The 12,180-nt window shown below is 61.7% G+C and carries 10 protein-coding genes, 1 tRNA gene and 1 pseudogene; 8 read left to right on the top strand and 4 right to left on the bottom strand.

The window, feature by feature from the left end; all coding sequences use genetic code 11:
- The 4 genes from FHX03_RS33400 to FHX03_RS33415 all read right to left on the bottom strand — a co-directional run.
- Nucleotides 1-206, bottom strand: a 206-nt coding sequence (locus tag FHX03_RS33400) for a porin (protein WP_183782274.1), incomplete at its 3' end; no start/stop codon positions are given.
- Between the two features lie 593 nt (nucleotides 207-799).
- Nucleotides 800-890: transfer RNA gene (locus tag FHX03_RS33405), tRNA-Ser, on the bottom strand.
- Nucleotides 891-1,140: 250 nt separating this feature from the next.
- Nucleotides 1,141-2,358 carry an NAD(P)/FAD-dependent oxidoreductase gene (locus tag FHX03_RS33410; RefSeq protein WP_097629512.1) on the bottom strand — a complete coding sequence of 406 codons (1,218 nt, stop codon included), beginning with the start codon at nucleotides 2,356-2,358 and terminating at the stop codon, nucleotides 1,141-1,143.
- Nucleotides 2,359-2,445: 87 nt separating this feature from the next.
- The gene (locus tag FHX03_RS33415; RefSeq protein ID WP_097629511.1) at nucleotides 2,446-3,561 is read right to left on the bottom strand and encodes a Gfo/Idh/MocA family protein; all 1,116 of its coding nucleotides are present in this window, start codon (nucleotides 3,559-3,561) and stop codon (nucleotides 2,446-2,448) included.
- 206 nt (nucleotides 3,562-3,767) lie between these two features.
- On the opposite strand from FHX03_RS33415, the gene FHX03_RS33420 reads away from it, so the two are divergent.
- From FHX03_RS33420 to FHX03_RS33455, 8 genes and pseudogenes are all read left to right on the top strand, one after another.
- Complete coding sequence (locus FHX03_RS33420) at nucleotides 3,768-4,643, top strand: MurR/RpiR family transcriptional regulator (protein WP_097629510.1); 876 nt, start codon at nucleotides 3,768-3,770, stop codon at nucleotides 4,641-4,643.
- Between the two features lie 91 nt (nucleotides 4,644-4,734).
- The gene (gene iolC, locus FHX03_RS33425; protein WP_097629509.1) at nucleotides 4,735-6,669 is read left to right on the top strand and encodes a bifunctional 5-dehydro-2-deoxygluconokinase/5-dehydro-2-deoxyphosphogluconate aldolase; all 1,935 of its coding nucleotides are present in this window, start codon (nucleotides 4,735-4,737) and stop codon (nucleotides 6,667-6,669) included.
- Nucleotides 6,670-6,872: 203 nt separating this feature from the next.
- Nucleotides 6,873-8,723, top strand: coding sequence for a 3D-(3,5/4)-trihydroxycyclohexane-1,2-dione acylhydrolase (decyclizing) (gene iolD / locus FHX03_RS33430; RefSeq protein WP_097629508.1), 1,851 nt, complete (start codon nucleotides 6,873-6,875; stop codon nucleotides 8,721-8,723).
- Nucleotides 8,724-8,787: 64 nt separating this feature from the next.
- On the top strand, nucleotides 8,788-9,705 hold the full coding sequence (gene iolE, locus FHX03_RS33435; protein ID WP_097629507.1) for a myo-inosose-2 dehydratase: 918 nt from the start codon (nucleotides 8,788-8,790) through the stop codon (nucleotides 9,703-9,705).
- 194 nt (nucleotides 9,706-9,899) lie between these two features.
- Nucleotides 9,900-10,697 (top strand): 5-deoxy-glucuronate isomerase, encoded by a 798-nt coding sequence (gene iolB / locus FHX03_RS33440; protein WP_097629506.1) that lies wholly within the window; start codon nucleotides 9,900-9,902, stop codon nucleotides 10,695-10,697.
- Nucleotides 10,698-10,785: 88 nt separating this feature from the next.
- Complete coding sequence (locus FHX03_RS33445) at nucleotides 10,786-11,010, top strand: DUF1127 domain-containing protein (RefSeq protein ID WP_097629505.1); 225 nt, start codon at nucleotides 10,786-10,788, stop codon at nucleotides 11,008-11,010.
- Between the two features lie 70 nt (nucleotides 11,011-11,080).
- Nucleotides 11,081-11,916: pseudogene (locus FHX03_RS33450) on the top strand (helix-turn-helix transcriptional regulator).
- A 101-nt stretch (nucleotides 11,917-12,017) separates the two neighbouring features.
- Nucleotides 12,018-12,179, top strand: coding sequence for a hypothetical protein (locus tag FHX03_RS33455; protein ID WP_003587616.1), 162 nt, complete (start codon nucleotides 12,018-12,020; stop codon nucleotides 12,177-12,179).
- Nucleotide 12,180 lies beyond the last annotated feature (1 nt).

The raw sequence follows: 12,180 nt of genomic DNA on the forward strand, positions 1-12,180 counted from the left end.
ACGTCGACCTGGAAACGGATGTAGCCTTCGATCTTGAGGCAGGTTTCGGTGCCCGGGATGTAGAAATAGCCGGTGCCGTAAGCGTCGCAGACGCGGACGTATTCAACCGGTTCCGGCTCGGCAGCAACGATAGCGTCAGCAGCCTGAGCACCGGAAACTACTGCGAGAGCAGCAGCGGAGCCGAGAAGAAGGCTCTTGATGTTCATAAATGACCTCCAATTCAAAGTTTCGATCGGGTTTGGGATCTTTCGCTGAGCAGCGTTCCCTGCCCCATTCCCGTGTTGCAAGAAGTGGACGATCAGTCGCCCTGGCTTCCGACGCTGAAAATACAAGACGGAAGCCGTCACGCAATCACCAACTTACTCGGATGGGGGGTTTGAGGGAGCCTTCCCGACTTTCTGTTGCTCAAAGGACACAAGTGGGGCAGCCGGCCTCGATTTCCTTTATGCTTTGTTAAGAAAACCCTGATTTTGCGGCGGCTTAAGTGGGAGCGACAGTGAACTGGACATCGGCTGCGCCGCACATTTTCGACGCTTTCTTGACGAAATCCGGATGCTGAAGGGATATCACCACTGCTGCAAGCGTAACCGGACATGCACAGATCCGGTTTCGCTGCCTGCCGGGGGGCATGGGAGCGGCGAGTGATTCCCTGCTGGCGATTCTCCCATTCGAGGCGAAGCGATTTTCTCATTACGCGCCGTGGCGCATGACCGTCCAGCGACCACGAGACATAACCGCCTAAGCGCAGGTTATTCTCTGCCGCACGATAAGGATTGAACTGAGCTGGGAAAAATCAAAGTGGCGGAGAAGATGGGATTCGAACCCACGATACGCTTTTGACGTATACTCCCTTAGCAGGGGAGCGCCTTCGACCACTCGGCCACCTCTCCGGTGCGGCCTAACTATGGTGACCGGTCTGTGAATGCAAGGGTTTTTTCAGGTTTCACCAGAAGAAATGCAGTGGCTGGCATTTCGGACGGTTGCGTAAACAGACCGCATTTGCAGGCGTGATCGGGGAAATTTGATCGCGCTTCGTTCTTCGACGACGAAGCTGAGCTTTGCCGTCCAGCGTCCGATAGGAGCGGCGATCCCAACACGGCGTCCCCGCAGGGGCCATTCCTTGCGGAATGGGCTCCCGACTCACCCGAGCAGGCGCTTGAGATCGGTAGAGGGGTCGGCGAGAATCGATCTGTCGGGGTTAGTCCCGGATTCCAGCAGCTTTTTTCCGGTCACATAGGCTTTGGCGTCGTTGATGGCATCGACGGCGATCAGCAGGCCTTCCCGGAAGTACCAGATGGAATGGGCGCCTTCGCGAGCGCCGGGGCGCAGCAGCGTTTCGTCATAACCGAGATTGAAGCCGGCGATCTGCAGCTTGACATCATACTGGTCGGACCAGAACCATGGCTTCGGATCATAGGGCTCGCTGCCACCGGCAATGACCGCTGCCGCCGCTTCGGCCTGGTCGACGGCATTCTGCACCGATTCGAGCCGGATGCGGCCCCCCTGCCAGGGAAGCGCCGCGCAATCGCCGGCGGCATAGATCGCCGGATCGGAGGTGCGGGCGTATTCGTCGACGACAATACCGTTGGCGACTTCGAGGCCGGCTTCCTTGGCGAGCTGGTCATTCGGCACGACGCCAATGCCGACGACGGCAAAGTCGATGTCGATAACCGATCCGTCGGACAGTGCGGCGCCGGTAACGCGCCCATCCTTGCCGACCAGATGCTTGAGCCCGGTCTTCTCGCGGATCACCACGTCGTGGGACTGATGGATCCCGCGCATGATGTCGGCGGTCTCCTTCGCCGCGACCCGCTGCAGGATGCGGTCGGCCATCTCGATGACGGTGACCTCAAGGCCGCGATGGCGGGCGACGGCTGCCGCCTCCAAGCCGATATAACCGCCACCGATGATGAGGACGCGGCGACCGGGGCGCATCTCCTCGGCGAGCAGATCGGCATCGCGCTTGTCGCGGGCGACATAGACACCTTCGAGATCGCCGCCGATTGCGGCCGGCAGCCGGCGTGGAGTCGAGCCGGTGGCGAGCGCCAGCGTGCCGTAGTCGAGAACGGAGCCGTCCTGCAGCAGAACCTGCTTGCTGTCCGGTTTGATCTGCTCGGCCCATGTGGAAAGGCGAAGGTCGACGTCATTATCGCCATACCAGTGCTCGTCGCGGAACAGCAAACGGTCGAAGGCCATTTCGCCGAGCAGGTATTTCTTCGAAAGCGGCGGGCGCTGATAGGGCGCGACGTCTTCGGCGCCGATAAGGGTGATCGGGCGCGTGTCCTTCAAGGCACGCAGCTTTGCCGCCATTGCGAAACCGGCCTGCCCCGCGCCGATGATCACCAGTCTATCCGTCACGATCTCACTCCTGAAACTAGGCCCGACACTCATGCCAAGGCCTATCCCCTGCCCTATGCGCCGTCAACGGAAAGCGGCTTCTTACCTTCAGCCGATCTCGATCCAGCGACGCTCGTGGAATGACTGTGCCATGGCATGCACCGACTTCTCTATCCTGAGACCGTCTTCAAATGTCACGATCGACGACGGCTCGCCCGATATTGCCCGGATCAGCTCGCGGCATTCGATGATCTTCAGATCGTTGAAGCCGAGGCCGTGGCCGGGCGCCGGGATAAAGCGATCATAAGGCCGATGGGCTGGCGCCGCCAGTATCTTGCGAAAGCCCTGTTCGGAGCCGCGACCCTCGGCCTGATAGAGCTCGAATTCGTTCATCCGCTCCTGGTCATAGACGATCGAACCTTTTGAACCATAAATCTGCAGGGCGATGCGGCCCTTGCGGCCCCAGGCGGCGCGGTTGGCCATCAACACGGCGGAGATGCCGCCGCCAAGCCGCATCAGCACATTGGCGGCATCGTGATTTTCGACGTCACGCCGACCACCCTCGCTCTGCGGGCGGTCGGCATAGGGCTTTACCATATCGGTAATGACGGCCTCGACATGGCCGAAGAGATACCAGAGCAGCGACAGCGGGTGCACGGCAAAATCGTCGAGCGCGCCGTAGCCGGCGGAAAGCTCGCTCTTCCAATAGAAGAAGACATCGGGATCGGCCATGAAATCCTCGTCCATCTCGACGCGGATATGATTGACCGTGCCGATGGCGCCCTCGCCGATAAGCGTCTTGATGTGCCGCATGACGGGATTCTGGATGTAATTGTAGCCAAGGGCGGCAACCTTGCCTGATCGTTTCGCCGTTTCCAGCATACGCTCGGCATCGCTATAGGCCGGCGCCATCGGCTTTTCACACCAGACGTGTTTGCCGGCTTCAAGCGCTGCAATGGCCATCTCGGCATGGAACTGATTGGGTGTGGTGACCGAGACGACATCGACCTCGGGGTCGGCGATCAGCGCCCGCCAGTCAGCCGTCGCCTTCTCGAACCCGAACTCACCGGCCCGCGCCTCAGCAAGCCCGGCATTGGCTTCGGCCAGATGCACGAGACGCGGACGCTCGACATCGCCGAACACCGTCTTCACCGCATTCCATGCCAGCGCGTGGCACTTGCCCATATAGCCGGTGCCGATCAAACCAATGCCGAGTGGCTTCATTTCCGTCTCCTCCAGAGCTGCGCGCGGATTTTTGGAATATTTGGATCATTTTGACAAGAGACCCATCCACAGTCACCGGCACCATTTTTCGGGAGGATTGTCTAAAGGCCTTGAATTACAGGCGATTAAAAACAATTAGGCGTGCCGTTTGAAATCGTTTATGCTCGACAATATGGAATATTTGTTTCATCTCGTGAGCTGCAAGCATGGATAATGACCCCCAGAGGCACGCACGTGTGCCGCGCGATTTCGAAAGCCTGCGCAGCACCATCATCGAGCGCAAGGCGAGCATGCCGAAGCGGCTGGCGCAGGTTGCCGCCTTCGCGCTCGGCAATCCCGACGAGATCGCCTTCGGCACGACGGCGAGCATCGCGGCCGCCTCCGAGGTCCAACCTTCGACGCTGGTGCGTCTGGCGCATCATCTGGGCTACGAAGGTTTTTCCGACCTGCAGAGCATCTTCCGTGAAAGATTGCGCGAACGGACGCTGAGCTATGAAGAGCGGCTCGTCACGCTGGAGCAGGCGAGCGGCGACGACGAGGACGCCAATCTGCTGTCCGGCTTCATTGCCGCGGCCAGCCAGTCGGTCAATCGGCTGGCGGCGACGGTACAGAGCGACACATTCACCAAAGCCGTGGATATCCTTGCCGCCGCCGAGACGATCTATCTGATCGCCAAACGGCGCTCCTACCCGCTGACGGCGCACATGACCTACGCTTTTTCCAAGCTCAATATCCGCCACCAGATCGTCGCCTCGCCGAACGGCGTCGACCCTGAAATGGTGCAGTTCGCAACACCGAAGGATGCGGCGATCGCCGCGAGCTTCTCGCCCTATGCGGCCGACAGCCTCAACCAGAGCCAGGAACTCGCCGACCGCGGCGTCCCCGTCATCGCCATCACCGACTCGGCCTTCTCGCCGCTTGCCGCCTGCGCCACGCACTGGTTCGAGGTGGCCGAGGCCGATTTCGCCGGCTTCCGCTCGCTGTCGGCCTCGATGGCGCTCACCATGGCGCTGCCGGTCGCCATCGCCGAGCGGCGGCGCAAGCGTCAGCATGCAAAAGCTGGGAAAGCCAAAATGGAATAAACATTCCGAATTGACAAAATATCGGAACCGATGTTTCATTATTGAAATTCGCAGGCACTGGAAGCCGCGCAAAATCTAGCGGGAGGACATCATGGTACAATCGAATCCGGGTTCACAGCCGGAGCCGGCGCTTGATGTAATCACTATCGGCCGTTCCTCGGTCGATCTTTACGGCCAGCAGATCGGGTCACGACTGGAGGATATCGGCACCTTCGCCAAATCGGTCGGCGGCTGCCCGTCCAATATCGCCATCGGCACGGCGCGGCTCGGTCTCAAATCTGGCCTCATCACCCGCGTCGGCGACGAGCAGATGGGACGCTTCATCCGAGAGCAAGCGGCGCGCGAAGGTGTCGCGACCGACGGCATAATCACCGACAAAGAGCGGCTGACGGCGCTGGTGTTGCTTGCGGTCGAGGCCGAGGGCGTGTCGCCGATGATCTTCTATCGCTCCGACTGCGCCGACATGGCGCTCGACGAAGGCGATATCGACGAGAATTTCATCAAGTCGTCGCGCGCTGTCCTGGTGTCCGGCACGCATTTCTCCCGGCCGAATACCGAGGCCGCGCAGCGCAAGGCGATCCGCATCGCCAAGGCGAACGGCCGCAAGGTGATCTTCGACATCGACTATCGGCCGAACCTCTGGGGTCTTGCCGGCCATGCCGAAGGCTTCGAACGCTACGTGAAATCCGACCGCGTTTCCTCGAAGATGAAGGAGACGTTGCCGGATTGCGATCTCATCGTCGGCACCGAAGAGGAAATCCTGATCGCTTCCGGCGCCGATGACGTGCTCGGCGCGCTGACGGAGATTCGCCGCCTGACGCCGGCGACGATCGTGCTGAAGCGCGGCGCCATGGGCTGCATCGTCTATGACGGGCCGATCGCCGACGATCTAGAAGCCGGCATCGTCGGCCAGGGTTTCCCGATCGAAGTCTTCAACGTGCTCGGCGCCGGCGATGCCTTCATGTCCGGCTTCCTGCGCGGTTTCCTGCGCGACGAGCCGCTGCAGACCTGCGCCACCTGGGCCAATGCCTGCGGCGCCTTCGCCGTCTCCCGCCTGCTCTGCTCGCCGGAATATCCGACCTGGGCGGAACTCGACTACTTCCTGAAGACCGGCAGCAAACATCGGGCGCTGCGCAAGGATGAGGCGATCAACCATATTCATTGGGCATCGACCCGGCGCGGCGAAATTCCGCTGCTGATGGCGCTGGCGATCGACCACCGTTCGCAGCTCGTCAGCGTCGCCGACGAGCTCGGCGTCGGCCATGAGAAGATCGTCGCCTTCAAGCGGCTGGCGGTCTCGGCGGCAGCGCGGGTTTCGGACGGCCGCGACGGTTACGGCATGCTGATCGACGAACGTTTCGGCCGCGACGCCTTCTTCGATGCGGCGACGAAGAATTTCTCCTGGATCGGCCGGCCGGTGGAGCTGCCCGGCTCGAAGCCACTGCGCTTCGAATTCAGCCAGGATATCGGCTCCCAGCTTGTCGAATGGCCGCTCGGCCATTGCATCAAGTGCCTGTGCTTCTATCATCCCGACGATCCGGCCGAATTGAAGAGCGAGCAGCAGGAGAAGCTGCGCACGCTGTTCGAAGCCGCACGCAAGGTCGGGCGCGAGCTGCTGGTGGAGATCATCGCCGGCAAGAACGGACCGCTGACCGACGATACGATCGCGACCGCGCTCGAAGAACTCTATGCGCTCGGCATCAAGCCGGACTGGTGGAAACTCGAGCCGCAGGCATCGAGCGAAGCTTGGAAGAAGATCGATGCGGTGATCGCCAAAAATGATCCATGGTGCCGGGGTATCGTGCTCTTGGGGCTCGAAGCGCCCGCCGAGGAGCTGATCTCCTGCTTCGAGGCGACGCTGGCGGCCCCTTCGGTGAAGGGCTTTGCCGTCGGCCGGACGATCTTTGCCGATGCGGCGCGCGCCTGGCTTTCGGGCGCAATGAACGACGAGGAAGCGATCGCCGATATGGCCGGCCGCTTCCGGCAACTGACAGAGGCGTGGCTGAAGACGCGCGGCCGTCAGTAGGAAATAGGAAAAAGACCCCTCCCCAACCCCTCCCCACAGGGGGAGGGACTTACGCGGAGCACCGCTCGATGTCAGACAGCGCCCTCCTATAGGAAGAGACGCTGAAATTTGCCTGAGGAAGCGCCGCAAATTAAATCCCTGCCCCTTGTGGGGAGGGGTTGGGGAGGGGAAAAGACAGAATGTCAAAAGTCCGGGAGGCCCCGATGGGCAAGACGATACGGTTGACGATGGCGCAGGCCGTCGCGCATTTCCTCAAAAAGCAGATGACTGTTGTCGACGGCAAGAAGGTGCCAATCTTCGGCGGCGTCTGGGCGATCTTCGGTCATGGCAACGTCGCCGGCATCGGCGAGGCACTCTACCAGGTGCGCGGCGAACTGACGACCTATCGCGCCCACAACGAGCAAGGCATGGCGCATGCCGCCATCGCCTATGCCAAGGCGAATTTCCGCAGCCGCTTCATGGCCTGCACGACGTCGATCGGCCCCGGCGCGCTGAACATGGTGACGGCTGCCGGCGTCGCGCATGTCAACCGTATTCCCGTTCTCTTCCTGCCGGGCGACGTCTTCGCCAACCGCGCGCCGGATCCGGTGCTGCAGCAGATTGAGGATTTCGGCGATGGCACGGTTTCGGCCAATGACGCCTTCCGCCCGGTTTCGCGCTATTTCGACCGCATCACCCGGCCTGAACAGATCATTTCGGCGCTGAAGCGCGCCATGCAGGTGCTGACCGATCCGCTGGATTGCGGCCCGGTGACCTTGTCGCTCTGCCAGGACGTCCAGGCTGAGGCCTATGATTATCCGGAAAGCCTGTTCGATGAAAAAGTCTGGGCGACCCGCCGGCCGCAGCCGGATGCGGACGAGCTGGCCAATGCCATCGCGCTGATCAAGGCGTCGCAGAAGCCGGTAATCGTTGCCGGCGGCGGTGTGCTTTATTCGCAGGCGACGAAGGAGCTTGCTGCTTTTGCCGAGGCTCACGCTATTCCGGTCGTCGTCACTCAGGCCGGCAAATCGTCGATCAACGAGACCCATCCGCTGGCGATCGGCTCGGTCGGCGTCACCGGCACGTCGGCGGCGAATGCGATTGCGGAGGAGACGGATCTCGTCATCGCCGTCGGCACGCGCTGCCAGGATTTCACCACCGGGTCCTGGGCGCTGTTCAAGAACGACAGCCTCAGGATGGTTGGGCTCAATATCGCCGCTTATGACGCGGTGAAGCATGACAGTCATCCGCTGGTCGCCGATGCCCGCGAAGGGCTGAAGGCGCTTTCATCAGGGCTTTCCGGCTGGAAGGCACCGGCGGCACTTGCCGAAAAGGCAACTGCGGAGAAGAAGGTCTGGATGGAGGCGGCCGCCAAGGCGATGGCGACGACCAATGCCGCCCTGCCCTCCGATGCGCAGGTGATCGGCGCAGTGGCGCGTTCGATCGGCGGCGACAATACGACGGTGCTTTGCGCCGCCGGTGGTCTTCCCGGCGAATTGCACAAGCTCTGGCCGGCGACGGCGCCGGGCAGCTATCACATGGAATATGGCTTTTCCTGCATGGGCTACGAGATTGCCGGCGGGCTCGGCGCCAAGATGGCGCATCCCGAACGCGATGTCGTCGTCATGGTTGGAGACGGTTCCTACATGATGATGAATTCCGAGATCGCCACCTCGGTCATGCTTGGCCTCAAGCTCAACATCGTCGTGCTCGACAATCGCGGCTATGGCTGCATCAACCGATTGCAGATGGGAACCGGGGGCGCCAACTTCAACAACCTGCTCAAGGACTCCTATCACGAGGTGATGCCGGAGATCGATTTCCGCGCACATGCCGAAAGCATGGGCGCCATCGCCGTCAAGGTCGCCTCTATCGCCGAACTCGAGCAGGCGATCGCCGACTCAAAGAAGAACGATCGCACCTCGGTCTTCCTCATCGACACCGATCCCTTGATCACCACCGAGGCCGGCGGCCACTGGTGGGATGTCGCGGTGCCGGAGGTCAGCCCGCGCGAAGAGGTCAACAAGGCGCGCAAGGGCTATGTCGAAGCGCGCGCTTCCCAGCGCATCGGCTGATTCGATTGCCATCATTTTCCGGAGGAGCGCCCACTCCTCCGCACTATTTTTAAGGAGACTATAGATGAAGGCCAAACTTGGCATGTCGCCCATCGCTTGGTGGAACGACGATCTTCCTGAACTCAGCGACGACGTGTCCCTCGAGGAATGCCTGCGGCAATCGCGCGGCGCCGGTTTCACCGGCATGGAACAGGGCCGCCGTTTCCCAAGCAATCCCGAGGAAATGCTGCCCATTCTGCGCGCCGCGGATGTGACGCTGTGCGGCGGCTGGTTCTCCGGCACACTGGTCAATGAGGAGCTTGCCGCCAACAAAGACCGCATCGCGCCGATGATCGAATTGTTCAAGGCGGTCAATGCGCCCTGCATCGTTTACGGCGAAGTCGGCCGCTCGATCCAGGGCGACCGCTCCAAACCGCTCGCGACCAAGCCGCGCCTTGCCGACGACGAGATGAAGGCCTATGCACGCCGCGTCACGGATTTCGGCGAATGGTGCGCCGAACAGGGCATGCCGCTCTCCTATCACCATCATATGGCAGCCGTTGTCGAAACCGAGCCGGAACTCGACGCCTTCATGCGTTCTTCGGGCGAAGGCATTCCGCTGCTGCTCGATGCCGGCCATCTCGCCTTTGCGGGCGGCGACGTGTTGCGCGCCATCGACCATCACCACGCCCGCATCAACCATGTTCACGTCAAGGATATCCGCAAGTCGGTCATCGACGGGCTGGACCGCAGCCGGCAGTCCTTCCTCGACGCAGTGGCGCTCGGCGCCTTCACCGTGCCGGGCGACGGCTCGCTCGATTTCGGCGCCATCGTCCAGCGGTTGGCCGACCACGGCTATGAAGGCTGGTTCGTCGTCGAAGCCGAGCAGGATCCGCGCAAGGCGCCGCCGCAGAAGATGGCCGAGATCGGCCATGCCGAATTGATGCGGGTGATGACGGCTGCCGGTTACACGGTGGAGACCGAAGGTTTCCCTAAGCGATAACGGAAAAGAAAACCCCTCACCAACCCCTCCCCACAAGGGGGAGGGACTTAACTTGAGGCACCGCCCCGCTCCAGACTGCGCCACTTGCAAAAGGAACGCCGCAAGAGGGCGAGACAGCGCCGCAGATTAAGTCCCTCCCCCTTGTGGGGAGGGGTTTGGGGCGGGGAGTTTTTAACGTACGAGGAGAACCACCAATGCCAAACCTCAAGGTGAAACCATCGGGCACGCATGGCCGCGTCACGCATGTCACCCCTGAGAATGCCGGCTGGACCTATGTCGGCTTCGATCTGCACCGGCTAAAGCCGGGCGAGACGGTTTCGGGAGAGACCGGCGACCGGGAAGTCTGCCTCGTCTGGGTCACCGGCAAGGGCAAGGCATCGGCCGGAACCAAGGATTTCGGCACGCTCGGCGGCCGCATGACCCCGTTCGAAGGCGCGCCGCATGCGCTTTACATCCCGATGGGATCGACATGGTCGGTGACGGCGGAGACCGATCTGGAACTCGCCGTCTGCTCGGCGCCCGGCGGCGGCACCTATCAGGCGAAAGAAATCCCGCCCGGCACGCATCCGCAGGTGACGCGCGGCAAGGGTACGAATGTGCGCTACGTCAACAATATCATGCCGGAGGACGACAGCTCGGCGCATTCGCTGCTCGTCGTCGAGGTGATCACGCCGGGTGGACACACCTCCTCCTATCCGCCGCACAAGCACGACCGGGACGATCTGCCGAACGAGAGCTTCCTGGAAGAGACCTATTACCATCGCCTCAACCCGCCGCAGGGCTTCGGTTTCCAACGCGTCTACACCGACGACCGCTCGCTCGACGAAGCGATGGCGATCGAGGACGGCGACGTGACGCTGGTGCCAAAGGGCTACCATCCTTGCGCGGCAACGCATGGCTACGATCTCTACTACCTCAACGTCATGGCCGGGCCGAAACGGATCTGGAAATTCCACAATGCCGTCGAGCACGAGTGGCTGATCAAGGCGTGAGGACTGCCTCAGATCGCTAAATAATCTGACAGCGCCGAGCCGCCGCTGATGGTTCACTGCCTCCATCCAACAAGGATGGAGGATCATCATGCATAGCTCGAATATTTCCATAGCAGGCCGCAACGTCCATTCCTCGCGTCACAGGCCCGGCCTGTTGCCTGCGGCAATCACGGCCGTCCGCTGGCTCGCACGCAAGATCGGCGAACGGCGCAACCGCAATGCGCTGATGGAACTTTCCGACGATCAGTTGAAGGATATCGGCCTTTCCAGGGGGCAGACGGAAAGCGACGTTCACGTCTATAGTCGCTACTGAACACAGGCAACAGTTGTGATACTGTGCCGCGGGTCGCCTCGTCGGCGGCCTGTCCGGCTGGGAATATAAGATGTCGCAGTTTTCAACAGCGCTGCTCCTGCAAACGAAGACCGTCGCCATTCGTGACATCGTCTGCGATGGCGGCTGCCGCCATAAGGGCGACGAGGAATGCGCTCACAAGACGAGCCTCGTCTATCCCTATCGCGGCGTCTTCATGCGGCATGTCGGCCGCAATGATACGGTGGCCGAGGCCAATCAGATGCTGTTCTTCAATGCCGACCAGGGTTATAGGATCAGCCATCCGATCGAAGGAGGCGACGCCTGCGTCGATCTCGCGATCGATGAGACCATGCTCGAAGAGCTCGCGCCGAAGGACCAGGTGCAGCGGGGTGCAGCCTTTTCATTCCGTCGCCAGCGCCGGCGGATCGATCCGCGCGCGCAGGCACTGGTCGCGCTTCTGCGTCATGGTCTCCGCCGCAACGTCGCCGAGACGCTGGAGGCGGAAACATTGGCGCTGACGCTGGTGCGCCGCTCGCTCGGCGAGCGCACATCGCATGCGGCGGGCGCCAGCGCCGGCCGGCAGAAACTCGTCGACCGGGCAAAGCTGTGCTTTCCTCCGATCTCGCCCGGCGCTGGACACTTTCGGAAATCGCCGCCGAAGTCGGCGTCTCGCCTGTTTATCTCACCCAGGTCTTCCAGCAGGTCGAGGCGACGCCGCTTTACCGCTATCAGCTGCGGCTCAGGCTCGCCCGCGCACTCGATCTGCTCGGCCAGTATGAAGATCTGACGGCGCTTGGCCTCGATCTCGGTTTCTCAAGCCACAGCCATTTCAGCGCGTCCTTCAAGCAGTCCTTCGGGCAGACGCCAGCCGAATTCCAGCGCTCGGCGCGGTTGCGGCGCAAGTAAGTCCCACATCGATCGCTAAAGATTTCGACAGCGGCGATGCGGTCTTCGATGATCTTATGAGACTGTCCCGATCCGGGGACGATCAACCGGAGGATCATCCTATGAAGAAGACGACATGCGCTGCCTGCGACTGTGAACTCGGCGCAGAGACCATCACCGTCAAGCTCGGCGGCAAGACTGTCGAGGTTTGCTGCCAGGAATGCGCCGAGGCGCTGAACGAGGCGGAAGCCGCGACATCGGCCGCTTCGGCGGGCAAGGAATAGA

This window comes from Rhizobium sp. BK456 (assembly GCF_014194045.1).
In the GTDB taxonomy this organism is placed as follows: Bacteria; Pseudomonadota; Alphaproteobacteria; order Rhizobiales; family Rhizobiaceae; genus Rhizobium; species Rhizobium redzepovicii.

Coding starts and splice junctions, on each gene's coding strand:
- FHX03_RS33415 (WP_097629511.1), bottom strand. CDS start 3,561: ATGAAGCCACTCGGCATTGGTTTGATCGGCACCGGCTATATGGGCAAG.
- FHX03_RS33420 (WP_097629510.1), top strand. CDS start 3,768: ATGGATAATGACCCCCAGAGGCACGCACGTGTGCCGCGCGATTTCGAA.
- iolC (WP_097629509.1), top strand. CDS start 4,735: ATGGTACAATCGAATCCGGGTTCACAGCCGGAGCCGGCGCTTGATGTA.
- iolD (WP_097629508.1), top strand. CDS start 6,873: ATGGGCAAGACGATACGGTTGACGATGGCGCAGGCCGTCGCGCATTTC.
- iolE (WP_097629507.1), top strand. CDS start 8,788: ATGAAGGCCAAACTTGGCATGTCGCCCATCGCTTGGTGGAACGACGAT.
- iolB (WP_097629506.1), top strand. CDS start 9,900: ATGCCAAACCTCAAGGTGAAACCATCGGGCACGCATGGCCGCGTCACG.
- FHX03_RS33445 (WP_097629505.1), top strand. CDS start 10,786: ATGCATAGCTCGAATATTTCCATAGCAGGCCGCAACGTCCATTCCTCG.
- FHX03_RS33455 (WP_003587616.1), top strand. CDS start 12,018: ATGAAGAAGACGACATGCGCTGCCTGCGACTGTGAACTCGGCGCAGAG.